Below are 14,464 nucleotides of genomic sequence, written 5' to 3'. Positions count from 1 at the left end.
ATAGCGGTGTGCTGCCGAGGCCGTTTCCTTTCTTTCCAGCAGAGAGCGCATCTCGACCTCAATATAATACACCTCCGGCGTCTTTCCCTCCTCTTCCGGATAAACGGCATGAAACCTCTGTTCATATTCCGCTTTCTCTACCGGCTGCTCCAGCCAATGGTATTCGAAAAAATAATCATCATTTTCATCAAGCTTCGGCCCGTCCGGCGGATCCTGGTAGGTTCCTCCGCCTATGAAATCCCAGGAGCCGTCCTTGATGGCGTATACATTATCATAATAATATCCCATGTTCCCTTCGGAATTGCAGAGGAGATTCCCTTTCTCAATATAGGTAAAATACAGGCGGCTGGTCTGCAGCACATCCAGAACTCCATCATGCCAGGTCAAAATCTGGCAGCCTCCCGCTTCAAAGCCGGAATCTATCACAAGCTCCGGAATCTCATCTTCGTCCACATAGATCAGGCTGTAAGTGCAGGAACCGCTGGCTTCAAATCCATCCAGATAATCAAGGTATGCCTGCTCCCAGGGCTCCTTATCGGCAGGGCTTTCCATGTCCGTTTCTGTGCCTGAAGCTTCCTTGTTTTCTGAATCGTCTGAATCATCCGGGCCGTCTTCCTCTTTCGCGCCACTGCTTTGCGGCGGCTTTTCTTTTGGTTCTGAGTCGTCTGAATCATCCGGGCTGTCTTCCGCTTTCACGTCACTGCTTTGCGGCTGGTTTTCTTTTGTCTCTACATCCGGTATCGCTATTGCGTCGTTTCTCCCACAGGCCGTAAGGAAAAGGGCGGCCATACCGCACAGCAGGGCCAGCTTTTGTCTTTTCATTCAAAATCTCACTTTCTCTATCTTGATTGGGTTTCCGGCAGTCTATCCATCAGGCCCCTGTGCAAATTCTTGTGCAAATTTTCGGTGGACATCTTCCCCGGCGCGCAAGTACAGAAACCTATCGCGCAGAGGGCTACCGCTCGTATTTCGGGCTTGTGCGATTTGGAAAACAGCTTGAAATATTTGCATGCGGGTTCGGTATGAACCACTGGTTTCCACTGCCTTGATTATAAAATATTTACCTACAACATGCAATGTATATTTATAGCCTGAAATCCCGCCATTTTTTATAATTACACCCTAAAACCAAATAAGCTGTTGTGAATACTTCCTTATCACTGTAAAACTAAGGCGTAACAAGCAGTCTGCTGATTTCGCCCTCTTTGCTACCCCTAACGGCCGAAACAGAATTTCAATATGGCTTCAACCAGTTTAGCCTTTAAATGTGCGAGGTGTAGCGCCGCAATACTTTGTCCAGGCACATAAAAAGCCTGCCGCCAACAACGGTTTTTTATTTTCCGCTTGCGGCTGTCCGACTATCATATACTTAATTTTACTTGTACTGCAAATTTAACCGGTGCACAGTATAAATAGGGGTTCAATCTCTCTTTTTATGAAATCTATCCTGTCTTTCACTCTTGGAACAAATAAAGAGGAAATAGCGACTACAATTTTGTCTTTAACATTGACATATATCGCATTTCCACCGTCACCTAAAGCCGCATACGAATGCTCCGCTTCATCTATAACCCACCACAAATACCCATACTTTAAATGGCGTGCTTTCCAAACGCTTTGTACCTGCGTACTCTCGAAAATCCATTGATCGGAAATAACCTGTCTGCCGTTCCAATGTCCCTCATTCAAATATAACTGCCCTAATTTAGCCATATCCATAGTTGTAAGGGATAATCCCCAGCCAGCCGTATTCGTTCCCTTCGGGTCAGCAACCCAGCCGTTTGCACCCTTTGATTGATAAAAATCCAGTTGTTCTTCTTTGCTTTGAAAATAGATGTTTTTATCCACCGAAATTCCCAACGGAGAAAAAAGATTGTCCTGTGCAAATTCTAATACGGATTTCCCTGTAGCATTGACAAGTATGCCCGATAAAATATCAATTCCGATGACAGGAGCATATTTGAAATTCCCAATTTTTCCGTTTCCGCCCAAAAGATCAAGAGAGGAAATTACCCAATCATCACTGGAAAAATATTTTGGATAAGGGTTAAACCTATACTTATAGGGGGCGGTCATTGTAAGCAGATTCCGGATTGTAACATGCTGTATTGTTTTCTCCCTTTTCCTGGTTTGATAATTTGGAAAAAAATCAATTACTTTTTCATCAAGGTTTTTGATACAGCCTTTATCTAAGGCAATTCCGAATAACATGGAAATGATGCTTTTCGTCACCGAAAAAATATGAATGGGGTCATATTCTGAACACTGATTAAAATAACTTTCGTAAGCAGCATTATTATCTTTCAGTACAATGATTCCGGTTATATTGCCATATTCTTTTTTTATTTTATTTTCTAAAGATGTTATTTGCTCCTGTTTCATGCCGTTTGATCGACCTCCGCTTTAAATTTTTCTAACTGGATAATAGACTTCTGTAATCAGTTCATCTTCCTCCGCAACCTGAGAGGGGTCTGTTACATACACTTCAAACAATGCGTCGGTGCATTCATACCCTTTCTGTTCTGCCCATTTTATCTGCTTTGCATATACAGAAGATAAAATCGAATAGCTTCCCTTTACAACAGTTTTCAGACATAACCCCGCCTTAAAATCTCTTGTTCCAGTCACATATTCTTTAATAGGGACAGCAAATTCTGTGTCTAAACCAAACGGGCTAAATTCATTGCTGTGGAATAAAACCATTGGGGGATTGGCTATGGTTAAATTTTCTTTCCTTATCCTGCCTGATAACCTCCCAAAGCAAACGCCGTAATCGTCAGAAAAATTATCTGCTTGAACCATTTTGCGGATAGAAAGCAGGCACATCATCGGAACCTCCACAAGTTCTACATCAATATCATCTAAATATGACATGATGGGCTTCCCATTTTTTAGGTTCGATATATCGCATTCCAGTTGATACAGACGCTTCTTCTGTTCATGTAATTGCTTTCTTATATCTTCCCGTTTTCGGGTTAGGGCAACATACAATTTTTCCTCGTACAATTCTCCCGATTCTATCATCTGCTTTATTTCCTCCAATGAGAAATTGTATGATTTCAAACGGATAATAAGCAGCATAGTTTCCAACTGTTCAATCGCATAGTACCTATATCCGGTTTCCGGGTTGATTTCACTTGGCAGAATAAGCCCTATTTCAGCGTAATATCTGAGAGTTTTTGTAGATACTTTGCATATTTTTGAAAACTCACCAATGGACAGCACTGATAATCACCTCCCTTTTCTTCCTTAAAGTATACACTTTACCGTAAGGGTAAAGTCAAAGGCATTTTTTGTTGTCGGCTTCTCATGAGAAATCTTAACGCTATATAAAATCCAAATCAATATGAGAATTTCGCCGAACCAGGATACTGATATCGCGCCTGTCTTGGCCGCAACCGCACCATCGGAAATTTTCCATCTGTGCATTGCAACCGCACAGGTGGAAAATTTTTCATTTGGAACTGTCGGAAAATAACTGCTACAACTTCTTTAGAAAAAAGCCCAGAAATGCAAGGAAAACGGCTTTAAACTCGTAGCAGTTATTTGTAGACAATTCCCTCTTGACAGATTCGCCCATAGTGCATATACTCAATATATACAGTAAGCACTCCACAAAACAACACCACGCCATGCCGAAGAACCGGCGGCGCCGTGGGGAAACCTACAGACCGGAGGTGATGCCCAAAATGAACATCCATATTTCCCTGCAAAGCGACATCCCCACTTACGAGCAGATTAAGATACAGATCAAGGCCCAGATTCTGGACGGACGGCTGGCCCCGAACCAGCCCCTTACCTCCATGCGCCAGCTGGCAAGAGACCTGCGTGTGAGCGTCATCACCACCACCAGGGCTTACAGCGACCTGGAGGCGGAAGGGCTAATCTACACCGTACAGGGACGGGGGTGCTTCGTCAAGGGGGACGCAGAAATGGTCCGCCGCCAGTATCTGCAAAACATCGATGAAGCCTTTCGGACAGCGGTGGAAAAGGGAAAAGCGGCAGGCCTAAACCTTGCCGAACTACAAGACAGACTGGAGGAGATTTTCCATGAAAAATGCAATTGAAATCCATGATTTATGCAAGACCTATCCGGGATTTTCCTTAAAAAACATCAGCTTCACCGTGCCGGAAGGCCTCTGCTGTGGCTTTGTGGGGCCCAACGGAGCCGGGAAGTCCACGACCTTAAGGATGATGGCCGGGCTGGCCTTTCCTGACAGCGGGGACATCCGCCTGCTGGGCAGGCCCGCCAACGCCCCTGCCGCGAAGGAGGATATCGGCATCCTGTTCGACCAGCCCTACTATCAGGAGGAATGGACGCCCCTGGATATCGAAAGAAGCCTGTCCCCCTTCTATCCCGGCTGGGACGCTGCCCTGTACAAAAGCTGCCTGTCCCGCTTCGGCCTTGACCCCCGGAAGAAATTCAAGAGCTTTTCCCGGGGCATGAAGCAGAAGCTGGGCCTGGCCGTCCATCTCTCCCGCAACACCCGATTGCTTCTGCTGGACGAACCCACCGGCGGGCTTGACCCTGCGGCCCGGGACGAGCTGCTGGACATCCTGCGGGAATATCTGGTTCCGGAAGGCCGCACGATTCTGTTCTCCACCCATATCACCAGCGACCTGGAACGGCTTGCGGACTGCATCGTCTATATCAGCGGCGGCGCCATTTCCTATGCCGGGGACAAGGAGGAGCTGGTCTCCCGCTATTGCGTGGTGCGGGGCGATGTGCTTCCCGAGGGGAAGAAATCCGCCGCCATCGGCCTGCGCCAGACCGGCAGCGGCTATGAATGTCTCATGGAACTGGACAGGATTGGCGGACTTCCCCCGGACGCCGTCACGGAACCGGCCACGATCGACGATGTGGTAGTCTATATGGAAAGGAGCAGAAAACATGCTTAGAATGTTGAGATTGAACTGGTCTGCAATGAAATGCTATCGTATCAGGTTCCTGATCATCCCCGGGAGCCTTTTCGTGACGGGATGCTTTTCCCCTGTCCTGCTGGTACCCATGGGAAGCTTCCTGCTGTTCTCCTTCTCCCTGAATCCTTTCGCCATAGAGGAAAAGGGGGATCTGAACCGGCTCTATCTGACCTTGCCGGTGCAGCGGCGGACGATTGTCACCGGCAGATACGTCCTGTCTTTTCTCCTGTTCGCGGCGGGCGCCCTGCTGGGGCTGGCCATGATGCCCCTGGCCAATCTGGTCTCTTTTTCCAAATGGTACCCGGGCTTCAGCTGGAAGCTGGCGCTGGTTTCCTTCAGTTTCCTTTTCTACGGCGTCATGAGCCTGGCCATGTATCCGCTGCTCTTCAAGGTGGGGTACCAGAAGGGGAAGGTCTGGGGATATTATGTGCCTGCGCTGCTCGTCTGCCTGGCTTATATCGCGTTGATAGAATATGATATGCTCCTGGGGAACGGAACTTTTATCTTCGACCTGCTGGTGTATGCTTCTGACCACATTTTAATCGTCAGCGGAGGGATGTTCACGGCAGGCGGGATTCTGCTGGCCCTCTCCTATCTGCTGTCCGCGAGACTGTATGGGCGGCGGGAGTTTTAGACTGGAACTTCAATGCCGGGACTCTTAGGATGGAACTCTCAGGCCGGAATCCTCAAACCGGAACTCTCAGGATGGAATTTTCAGCCCGGAACCCTCGAGCCGGAATTCTTAGAAGGGAACGCTCCGGCTGGTGCGAAAGACCCTGGCTCGGAAACGTCTGCAGCCGGGGCGATTCCGAATCACATCTCCTCTTGGGATGAGCCTTCCACCGTTCAGTCTCCGGAGGGATATTCATAGAAATACTGCGTCCCCGCGTCCGTCCTGGCGGCTCCCACAGCCACGCCGTAGAGCCGCTGCGACACATTCTGTTCCAGCATCTCCCCGGGCGTGCCGCTCCAGATGACCTTGCCCTCTCCCAAAGCGGCAATCCGGGCGGATATCTTCAGGGCCAGCAGAATGTCGTGCAGCACTAAGACGACAGTTTTGCCTTCGTCCGCCAGCTGTCGGACTGTCTCCGCGAACTTCACCTGCTGCCCGACGTCCAGGTAGGTGGTGGGCTCGTCCATGACGATGGCGGGGGCCTGTCCGGCCAGGGCCATGGCGATGTAGACTTTCTGGCGCATACCGCCGGAGAGCCGGGACATGTGCTGTTCAGAAAGCTCCGCTATCCCCATCTGCTCCATGGCCTGCCTGGCTATCCGGACGTCCGTCTCCCGGTATTTCCTGGGATAGGTCAGGTAGGGGAACCGCCCGTGGAGAACCATGCGGCCTGCCGAGATGTCGGGCACGTTCTTTCCCTGGGGCAGGTAAGCGATCCTTCTGGCCAGCTCTGTCCGGGAGATATCTTTTATCGAAATACCGTCTATTCTGATGTCTCCGGAGCGCATGGGCAGGAATCCCAGCAGCGTGCGCAATAGGGTGCTCTTCCCGCTGCCGTTGGTGCCGATGATCGTGGTGATTTCACCGCTTTCCGCCCGGAAGTCCACCCCGTGCAGAATCTCGGCCTTCCCGTACCCGGCCCGGACATCCTCCATCTCAACCATAGCGCCATCCATCTGAACCCTGCCTCCTTTGCTTCCCTCTCCCGCCGGGCCCTTCCTTTCCTGGCCACGGCACCTCACCAATCCGCTCTCCCAAGCCGTTCCTGACCTGCGCAACCGTCCGCGCACAGGCTTTAATCGCTGTACACAGCCTGTACAGCAGCCACCATAGCTGCCCGGCCTGCTCTTTCTGCCGGCACAGGTCTTCTGCGGCTTTACAGCCCCACTGGTACAAGTATATCATAAGCGCAGCCCCTTGACAGCTACAAATTCATGATTTTCCTGAAAGCATTTTCCCCTGGCAACAGAAAAAAGGGGGGCAAGAGGTTGGATAGTGAAGACTAGTGGTAGCCCAGCCCGGACAGTTCGCTTCTCCAAAAAAGAAGAAGAACTCCTGACTGTACTCGCCATACAGCCAGGGGTTCGTTCTTTTTGTGTATCATTGGATGCTTCAATCCATGCGGATTGCGGTGACAAGATGGCTTTTGCCATATGGGCGAATGGAAGAATGCCCAGGCCAGGATAAAATATTGATTTACAGCCCCCGGATAATATTGAGATAATCCTGTCTTTGATCTACTACCGCATAAATGACGACTTCCCTGTCCGCTTCGTTGACCTTATAGAATACCAAATCTTTTTTGAGTATCAAAATCTTGTATCCCTGTCTCTTCAGCACCGGATATCTCGGCTCTGCCCCGATATAGGGATCGTCTGCCAGACTTGATATTCTGCTTTCTATTTCGTCAAGCTGCTCCAAAGCCACATTATTACCGAAGTTCTGAGCCACATATAATATGATTTTCCGGATGCCTGCATCTGCTGTATCGGTACGAACAATCCTGTACTTCAAAATCAATCCTCCTGCAGCATGGCTCGCAAGTCGCTGATGGTATCGCTTATGGGGGCCACACGCCCGTTCTTCACATCATCCTCCGCCTCCGTAAGAATTTCCAGCAACTCTATACGGGATTTCATGTTTTTGTATTCTTCATATGAGAGAGATACCGTATCGCCTCGTCCATTGACAGTAATGATGACAGCTTCCTTTCCTTCCCGGCACTGTCTGGAAATCTCGCTATAATGATTTCTTAGGTCTGCCGACGGCCTTATGGTTTCCTGTAAAGCATACATATCTGTCACCTCCATATACAGCATAAGAAATTGTATCAGTCAATTTCCAACAGTTACTAAGCAAATTATATCGCAATATGCCTATGAAATCAACGCAAATTCTCTTTTCGGAAAAGCATTCCCTATGTGGAGCTGTACCATGCCAGGTATTCCTGTTTGAGATATTCACGGTGCAGCCGCCCATAGCGTCAGAAATACTTCTATAGGTACCCAAAAAAGTCACAAAAATCCCCTGAGGAACCGCGGAACCACATCTCACCCGGCATGCCCGCCCTTATGCCGGATCAGCATGTAGAGGAAAACAGGCCCGCCCACCACGGACATCAATATCCCCACCGGCAGCTCATAGGGGGCGAACAGCAGCCTGGCCGCCATATCGCAGAGGGTGACGAACCCCGCTCCCGCCACAGCGCACATGGGCAGGAGCCGCCCGCTCTCATTGCCGGTGAACCTGCGGACGAAATGGGGCACAATCAGCCCAACGAAGCCCAGAAGCCCCGCGAAGCTCACCGCCGCCCCTGCCAGCAGGGCGGCCAATACCAGAAAAAGCATGCGGTACCGCCCCACCCGCAGGCCCACTCCCTGGGCCGTCTCGTCCCCCAGCGTCACCACATCCAGCTCGTTGCACAGGGTGAACAGCACTGCCAGCGCCAGCGCGATCAGCCCGGCCGCAGGCAGCAGGCGCATGTAGGATACCGCGGAGAAGCCGCCCACCCGGAAGTCGATGCTCAGCATGGCCACGTCCGTGTCCAGCACCGTCACGGATTCGCAGACGGCATTCAGGATGCTGTTCAGCGCCACGCCGCCCAGGATGACCGTGGTCTTGGACGCATTGGTTCGATGGGAGAACAGGAAAATGAACAGAACCGTAATCAGGCTCCCGCCGAAAGCCGCACAGGAAACGGCCAGACCGGACAATGCCCCCGCCGCGCAGCAGAGGGTCACACCCAGGCCTGCTCCGGCGTTGACCCCGATGATGCCGGGGGAGGCCAGCCTGTTGGCCAGCACGTTCTGCAGCACGGCTCCCGACACCGCCAGCCCCGCCCCGGCTGCCAGGGAAGCCAGGGTGCGGGGGAGCCTGGCGTACAGCAGGATGCTCCTGCTCACCTTATCTCCCTGGCCCCGGAAAAGGGATATCAGCTGCACTGGGGTGAAATGGACGTTTCCCAGGCACAGGCTCGTCACCGCGATCAAAAGGCAGACGGCAATGCCGCCCCCGAGCAGCAGCCGGTTATGGTTCTTATTGTACATACGAGGATTCCTCCGTCCTGTCCTGATGCTCCGGCCATTTCTTCCGCCGAGTGGGGATTTGCTGTAAAAGTCCTGCATCTTGCCTGCGGAAAGCCGCGAAAGACAGCAGCGCGCCAAACCGTATGCCCTTGCGGTTTGTGTACGTCATTGTGCGCCAAGTGCAGACACTCAGTAAACCCCCAGGCAGTTCCCTTTATTGCCTCACTTTCATACAAGGTGACGCAGCCCGTTCATGGGGTTACTGCGGAACGTCCTGCTCCGGATACAGAATCTTCTCCAGCTCTTCATAGGCTTCGGCCCAGCGGGCGTTGGGCTTCAGATTGTACAGATGCTTGTCCAGGACATGCACCTGGCCGTTCTTCACCGCGCCCAGCTCGTTCCAGAGGGGATTCTCCCGGAACATGTTCTCGATGTTCTCCTGGGTGCCTTCAATATCATCGCCGGACTGGACAATCAGTATCAAATCCGGATCCATCAGCATTATGCTCTCCAGGCTTAAGCTCTCCAGGAGACTGTCGTCCGTGTCCGCGATATTGACGCAGCCGAAGCTCTCCAGCATCTCGCCCAGCACGTTGCCGCCGTTGCCTTTGGCCCGTATGCTGGTGGCGGAAGCGCGCATGGACAGTACGGTGGGAGCGCTTTTTCCGGCATTTCTGCTCAATATTTCGTTTATTTCTTTCTGGATATCCGTTCCGTATTGGGTGTAGCGTTCCGGCTGCCCTGTAATGTCTGTACAGGTCTTCAGGACGCGCAGATAGTCATCGAAGCAGGACACGTCAAAATAGGCCACCGTGATGCCCGCGCCCTCCAGGGACGATTGCCACTCCAGATGCTGGCTGGTGTTGGTGCTGGCCAGGACGAAATCAGGGTCTGCGGAAAGCAGAAGTTCCAGGCTGAGGCGCTTGGTCTCTCCCAGGTTCACGGTATCCTCCCCAAGGGGCAGGTCTAGATCCACGAAAGCGTCGTCCGGCGCTGCGCAGACATCCCCGCCCGCCAATATCCACATATCCGCATAACTCCCCAGCAGAGTCGCCACGCGCTCATAGGATTCCACCGTGACCTCACGTCCCAAATCGTCCGTAAACGTATAGGCAGCGTCCGCCCCGGCATCCGGCTGGCCAGCCTGGCTTTCTCCCTGTCCTTCCGGCTGGCTGTCTGCCTGGCCGCCGGTCCGGTCTTGCGACTGGCTCCCGGTCTGCCCTTCCGTCCCATCACCGCTCTGGTCTTCCGATTGGCTGCCGGTCTGGCCTTCTGTCCGGCTCCCGGTCTGCTCTTCTGCCTGGCCGCCGCTTTGGCCTTCCGGCTGGCTCCCGGTCTGCCCGCAGCCCGCCAGTCCCACTGCCATCATACCAATCATCAGATATAATTTTATCTTTTTCATGCCATTCTCTCCTCCCTTGGACAGCTTCTTTTTAATGCCCCATTTTCGGAAAACCGTTCCTGACGCTTCGTTTCGAAGAACCGCGGGACATTTAATATAATCCTCAATTTGCCAAGCTGCTTATGCGACTATTTATACTGCCTAACGATTTCACTTGCCGTGAAACCAGACTGCATAACGCTGACTGGTTCAATCGCATGATTACATTAGGCAGTATTCAGCGTTATGCAGTATAAGGCAATCAGCAAAAAAAGATAGTGCGTTTCATAAGGCAGGAGCATGGGCGAACCTGACTCTGCCATCATTTTGAATTCATCAACCGAAATGTATCTTACTTCCTTTACCTCATGATCGGAGAAGGAATACCCATCTATAGGAATATCCGCTCTATAAAGAAACACATCGTCAATCTCATTCTCGAAATATCCGTCAATGCCGCCACATTCACGGCAGGAAAACAGATATTGCAGTTTGGACGTGTCTATATTGATGCCAAGTTCTTCACGTCCCTCTCTCCTGACAGCTTCCAAAGAAGTTTCGCCAGCCTGAATATGCCCCGAAAAAGAAATATCCAGCATATCAGGAAACATGACATGACTGCTCCGCGTTTGCAGCAATAGTTCCTGCTTAGAATTCATAATCCACACACAGACACCTCTATGGATAAGCGCTTTTCTATGTGCCTCGCCTTTCTCTTCGCTTTTACCGCTTTTTTGTCCTAAATCGTCATAAATATCAATGAATTCCATACAAAAAGGTTTCCTCCAAAGTCCGATTCAACAACAGGCAATTCTTTGCGCTCCGGTTTCCGGCGCACTTTTCCAGACTATGATCCATATCCTGAACCACACATGGTACATTATATCGCAGAGTCCCCCAAAATTCAATAGCGGCCGAAACGCCGAACCATTGACGGACTGTTGACAAAGAACCTTCGATAAAATATACTGAAATGCAGAACCGGAAAGGAGGAAGACTACATGAACCAAGTCATCGAAGCAATCGAGAAACGCAGCTCCACAAGAGGCTATACGGACGAGCCGTTGAGCGACACCCAGCTGGACGCCCTGATACAGGCCGGGCTCCAGGCGCCCACGGCGGCCAACCGGCAGGAAGTGCATTTCACCGTGCTGAAAGGAGACAATCCCATCTTACTGGAGCTGGAGGACGAGAAGAACCGTCTGCGGGACATCGTTTCCCCGGCCCACAACTTTTACTACGAAGCGCCCACCGTGGTGATCCTCAGCGCCGACAGCACCTACAAATGGGGTTCCCTGGACGCGGGCATCGCCGTGGAGAACATGGCCCTGGCGGCGGAAGGCCTGGGGCTGGGGAGCCTGATCATCGGCTGCATCCTGGACGCGATGCAGGGGGAGAAGAAGGCGCATTTCGCCGCTGCCCTGGACTTCCCCGCGGACTATGAGTACAAGATTGCCATCGCTTTCGGGCATAAGGCGGTCACCAAGGAGCCCCATACCTACGATGCCGATGTGCAGGTCACTTATCTGTGAGCGGAACCCTCGCTTTCCGGCGCTTCCACAAGGTGTCGGGAAGCGGCATTCAGGCTTTCGCCATTTGGGGAGCAGATGTCGGATAGTGCGCGGCTTAAGAACGAATCAAGAAGAAATTCAGAAAAGCTTTACTGCCATTGGAACGTGCAAAACAGCGTGCAGCCAATGAAATGAAAAAGCAGAACGGGCGCCGACAGCATAACAGGCAACGACGCAAATCATAACCGAATAAGTTACACAGCGTCAGAGCGTATAGAAAGCAATCTATGCGCTCTACTCTATTTTGGGAGCTACTACCAGTCCCCCAGTCCCTAAAGCGCAGGGCATCCGCTATCAGCGGCAATCAAACCAATCTGAAACAAAAAATTCCCAAATTTTTTAAAAACGGCATTGACAAACCGATCCAAATCGTCTATAGTGTACTTATCGATTAAGTACGCTAGCTACAATCGATACGTATCAGATGTAACATGCACACGGACTGCAGTGCCGTTTTGCCATTGGCTTCGGCTAAGGCATTGACAAACACGCTTTGGCAATCGCTTTCGCAAAAAAGCCCTCCAAAGCAACGCCCCTGGGCCCCGGGAGCACATCCGGCAGATGCGCACAGAAAGCTTTCTATGACAAGAGCAGGAGAACAAAATGGAAATCCTTATCAGCAACAGCAGCGATAAGCCGATCTACGAGCAGATCTGTCTCCAGATCAAGAGCCAGATCATGAACGGCTCCCTGGCCCCGGGCGAGGCCCTGCCCTCCATGCGGGCCCTGGCAAAAGACCTGCACCTGAGCGTCATCACGGTGCAGCGGGCCTACGAAGACCTGACCCGGGACGGCTTCATCGAGACAGTCTCCGGCAAAGGCAGCTTCGTAGCGCCCCAGAACCGGGAGTTCATACAGGAGGAACAGCTGCGCCGGGCGGAGGAGCTGCTGCAGAAGGTAGCGGAGATCGGCAAGGCCCACGGAATCGCCTACGAGCAGATGGCCGGCATCCTCAGGCTTTTCTACGAGGAATGACAGGCACAGACGCCGGACTCCAAACTCAGACGCAGAACCACCGGCGGAACCGCATACAGCAAAAAGGCCGCATACCGGCAGAGGAACCCGCCAGGGAACCCATAACAGGGCAGCTTTTGCCCTTACCCACCACAGACAGGAGGACATCACCATGGAAGAAAACAGCATTTTAGTCAGGGATCTGTGCAAGACATTCCCCGGCTTCACCTTAGACCATGTCTCCTTTCGCGTACCGAAAGGAAGGATTGTAGGCTTCATCGGCGAGAACGGCGCCGGGAAGAGCACCACCATCAACCTGATATTGAATGAGCTGACCAAGGACAGCGGCGAGATCCAGCTCCTGGGCATGGAGCACACTGCCCGCTGCGCCAGAGAAGACGTCGGTGTCGTATTCGATGAGTGCACCTTCCACGACGTGTTCACGGCGGCCAACCTGGAGAAGATGCTCTCCGGCATCTACCGCAGCTGGGACAGCGCCCTCTATCGCCAATACCTGCAAAGGTTCCGGCTCCCGGAGAACCAGCCCGTGGGCTCCTTCTCCAAGGGGATGAAGATGAAGCTCTCCATCCTCTGCGCCCTGGCCCACAGGCCGAAGCTGCTGATTCTGGACGAGGCCACCACGGGGCTGGATCCTGTGGTGCGGGACGAGATCCTGGATCTGTTCCTGGAATTCATCCAGGACGAGGAGCACTCCATCTTCTTTTCCTCCCACATCACCTCGGACATCCAGAAAATCGCGGATTTCGTCATCCTGATCCATCAGGGCCGGATCGTCTTCGAGGAGCAGAAGGACGACCTGGTGTACCATTACGGCATCCTGAAATGCGGGAAAGAACGGTTCGCCTCCCTCTCTCCCGACGACTATATCACTTACCGGGACACGAAGCTGTCCATGGAATGCCTGGTCCGGGACAAGGAGGCGGCAAGGCGCAGCTATCCGGACGTAATCGTGGACAACGCCAGTTTGGAGGACATCATGCTTTTCTATATCAAAGGAGGGGTACCATGCGAGGACTGATTTATAAGGAATTCACTGTTTTCTGTAAATGTATTGATAAAAAGCTGATACTTATAGCGGCAGCCTTTTCTCTTCTGCTGCTGTGCAAAGCCGGTTATTACGGGGGGCTGATGGCCTCCGTCCTGCTAGCCATGACCGTGGGCATGCAGAATGTCATGAGCTTCGTCAGCGACGACAAGGCCCGCTGGCAGAAATATCAGATGGCCCTGCCCATGAGCGACATGTCGGTGGTGGCCAGCAAGTATATCTCCGTGCTTTGCACCCTGGGCGTCAGCCTTTTGGGCGCCGGGGCGCTGAATCTGGCCTCCTCGGTGCTGTACCGGAACTTTGACCCTGTCGTCTGGGGCCTGGGAGCCTTCGCGGCGGTGTTCCTCCCGCTGATGTGGACGGGGGTGTGTCTGCCGCTGACCTATTGGTTCGGGGTGCAGTCCGCACAGGTCATGGGGATGCTCATCGTGGTTCCGGTATTTTATTTCATCAAATACTTCGAGGACGGCTCCGGGTTCTCCGCGATGGCGGCTTCCCTCTCCTCCTATCTCTTCCTGGCGGGGGCTGTGACAGTCGCGGCTTTCGGGGTATCCCTGCTGATCAGCGCGGCGGGATATGCCAGGCGGAGGGAGC

General features: G+C 52.4%; 15 protein-coding genes. 7 read left to right on the top strand and 8 right to left on the bottom strand.

The annotated features are described in order from the left end of the window. Window positions 1–1,392: 1,392 nt before the first annotated feature. Window positions 1,393–2,382 carry a serine hydrolase gene (locus Q2B33_RS18670; protein WP_300573047.1) on the bottom strand — a complete coding sequence of 330 codons (990 nt, stop codon included), beginning with the start codon at window positions 2,380–2,382 and terminating at the stop codon, window positions 1,393–1,395. Between the two features lie 21 nt (window positions 2,383–2,403). Then, window positions 2,404–3,225: a MerR family transcriptional regulator gene (locus Q2B33_RS18665; protein WP_300573044.1), complete on the bottom strand. Its 822-nt coding sequence runs from the start codon at window positions 3,223–3,225 to the stop codon at window positions 2,404–2,406. A gap of 464 nt (window positions 3,226–3,689) precedes the next feature. Here Q2B33_RS18665 and Q2B33_RS18660 point away from each other — a divergent pair, with 464 nt between their 5' ends. The 3 genes from Q2B33_RS18660 to Q2B33_RS18650 are packed head-to-tail and all read left to right on the top strand — an operon-like array spanning window position 3,690 to window position 5,554. Next, window positions 3,690–4,067 (top strand): GntR family transcriptional regulator, encoded by a 378-nt coding sequence (locus Q2B33_RS18660; RefSeq protein ID WP_251207719.1) that lies wholly within the window; start codon window positions 3,690–3,692, stop codon window positions 4,065–4,067. Further along, window positions 4,051–4,899 (top strand): ABC transporter ATP-binding protein, encoded by an 849-nt coding sequence (locus Q2B33_RS18655; protein ID WP_300573039.1) that lies wholly within the window; start codon window positions 4,051–4,053, stop codon window positions 4,897–4,899. Before Q2B33_RS18660 ends, Q2B33_RS18655 begins: the two co-directional genes overlap by 17 nt. After that, window positions 4,892–5,554 (top strand): ABC-2 transporter permease, encoded by a 663-nt coding sequence (locus Q2B33_RS18650; RefSeq protein ID WP_300573036.1) that lies wholly within the window; start codon window positions 4,892–4,894, stop codon window positions 5,552–5,554. Before Q2B33_RS18655 ends, Q2B33_RS18650 begins: the two co-directional genes overlap by 8 nt. Before the next feature lie 212 nt (window positions 5,555–5,766). On the opposite strand, the gene Q2B33_RS18645 is transcribed toward Q2B33_RS18650, so the two are convergent. The 6 genes from Q2B33_RS18645 to Q2B33_RS18620 form a co-directional block, all read right to left on the bottom strand. Continuing rightward, window positions 5,767–6,537 (bottom strand): ABC transporter ATP-binding protein, encoded by a 771-nt coding sequence (locus tag Q2B33_RS18645; RefSeq protein WP_300816010.1) that lies wholly within the window; start codon window positions 6,535–6,537, stop codon window positions 5,767–5,769. 532 nt (window positions 6,538–7,069) lie between these two features. Next, entirely contained in the window at window positions 7,070–7,387 is a 318-nt protein-coding gene (locus tag Q2B33_RS18640) for a type II toxin-antitoxin system RelE/ParE family toxin (RefSeq protein WP_251207724.1), read from the bottom strand. 2 nt (window positions 7,388–7,389) lie between these two features. Beyond that, window positions 7,390–7,668, bottom strand: a complete 279-nt coding sequence (locus Q2B33_RS18635; protein ID WP_251207725.1) for a type II toxin-antitoxin system Phd/YefM family antitoxin — start codon at window positions 7,666–7,668, stop codon at window positions 7,390–7,392. 255 nt (window positions 7,669–7,923) lie between these two features. After that, on the bottom strand, window positions 7,924–8,919 hold the full coding sequence (locus tag Q2B33_RS18630) for an iron ABC transporter permease (protein ID WP_300573025.1): 996 nt from the start codon (window positions 8,917–8,919) through the stop codon (window positions 7,924–7,926). A gap of 238 nt (window positions 8,920–9,157) precedes the next feature. After that, window positions 9,158–10,300: an ABC transporter substrate-binding protein gene (locus Q2B33_RS18625; protein ID WP_300784012.1), complete on the bottom strand. Its 1,143-nt coding sequence runs from the start codon at window positions 10,298–10,300 to the stop codon at window positions 9,158–9,160. Window positions 10,301–10,506: 206 nt separating this feature from the next. Continuing rightward, the gene (locus Q2B33_RS18620; protein ID WP_251207728.1) at window positions 10,507–11,049 is read right to left on the bottom strand and encodes an NUDIX domain-containing protein; all 543 of its coding nucleotides are present in this window, start codon (window positions 11,047–11,049) and stop codon (window positions 10,507–10,509) included. A 231-nt stretch (window positions 11,050–11,280) separates the two neighbouring features. Here Q2B33_RS18620 and Q2B33_RS18615 point away from each other — a divergent pair, with 231 nt between their 5' ends. The 4 genes from Q2B33_RS18615 to Q2B33_RS18600 all read left to right on the top strand — a co-directional run. Next, window positions 11,281–11,811 carry a nitroreductase family protein gene (locus Q2B33_RS18615; RefSeq protein ID WP_300573013.1) on the top strand — a complete coding sequence of 177 codons (531 nt, stop codon included), beginning with the start codon at window positions 11,281–11,283 and terminating at the stop codon, window positions 11,809–11,811. A 642-nt stretch (window positions 11,812–12,453) separates the two neighbouring features. Next, entirely contained in the window at window positions 12,454–12,825 is a 372-nt protein-coding gene (locus Q2B33_RS18610; protein WP_251207730.1) for a GntR family transcriptional regulator, read from the top strand. A 151-nt stretch (window positions 12,826–12,976) separates the two neighbouring features. Further along, a complete protein-coding gene (locus Q2B33_RS18605) occupies window positions 12,977–13,843 on the top strand; it encodes an ABC transporter ATP-binding protein (RefSeq protein ID WP_300573008.1) in 867 nt (288 codons plus the stop codon). Next, window positions 13,831–14,464, top strand: a 634-nt coding sequence (locus tag Q2B33_RS18600; protein WP_300823015.1) for an ABC-2 transporter permease, incomplete at its 3' end; no start/stop codon positions are given. The genes Q2B33_RS18605 and Q2B33_RS18600, both read left to right, overlap by 13 nt.

Source organism: uncultured Acetatifactor sp., from assembly GCF_948601915.1.
Classification (GTDB): domain Bacteria; phylum Bacillota; class Clostridia; order Lachnospirales; family Lachnospiraceae; genus Acetatifactor.
Note: the sequence above shows the minus strand (reverse complement) of the source record. Positions and strands in the feature narration are given on the sequence as shown.

Coding starts and splice junctions, on each gene's coding strand:
- Q2B33_RS18670 (WP_300573047.1), bottom strand. CDS start 2,382: ATGAAACAGGAGCAAATAACATCTTTAGAAAATAAAATAAAAAAAGAA.
- Q2B33_RS18660 (WP_251207719.1), top strand. CDS start 3,690: ATGAACATCCATATTTCCCTGCAAAGCGACATCCCCACTTACGAGCAG.
- Q2B33_RS18655 (WP_300573039.1), top strand. CDS start 4,051: ATGAAAAATGCAATTGAAATCCATGATTTATGCAAGACCTATCCGGGA.
- Q2B33_RS18650 (WP_300573036.1), top strand. CDS start 4,892: ATGCTTAGAATGTTGAGATTGAACTGGTCTGCAATGAAATGCTATCGT.
- Q2B33_RS18645 (WP_300816010.1), bottom strand. CDS start 6,537: ATGGTTGAGATGGAGGATGTCCGGGCCGGGTACGGGAAGGCCGAGATT.
- Q2B33_RS18635 (WP_251207725.1), bottom strand. CDS start 7,668: ATGTATGCTTTACAGGAAACCATAAGGCCGTCGGCAGACCTAAGAAAT.
- Q2B33_RS18630 (WP_300573025.1), bottom strand. CDS start 8,919: ATGTACAATAAGAACCATAACCGGCTGCTGCTCGGGGGCGGCATTGCC.
- Q2B33_RS18625 (WP_300784012.1), bottom strand. CDS start 10,300: ATGAAAAAGATAAAATTATATCTGATGATTGGTATGATGGCAGTGGGA.
- Q2B33_RS18620 (WP_251207728.1), bottom strand. CDS start 11,049: ATGGAATTCATTGATATTTATGACGATTTAGGACAAAAAAGCGGTAAA.
- Q2B33_RS18615 (WP_300573013.1), top strand. CDS start 11,281: ATGAACCAAGTCATCGAAGCAATCGAGAAACGCAGCTCCACAAGAGGC.
- Q2B33_RS18610 (WP_251207730.1), top strand. CDS start 12,454: ATGGAAATCCTTATCAGCAACAGCAGCGATAAGCCGATCTACGAGCAG.
- Q2B33_RS18605 (WP_300573008.1), top strand. CDS start 12,977: ATGGAAGAAAACAGCATTTTAGTCAGGGATCTGTGCAAGACATTCCCC.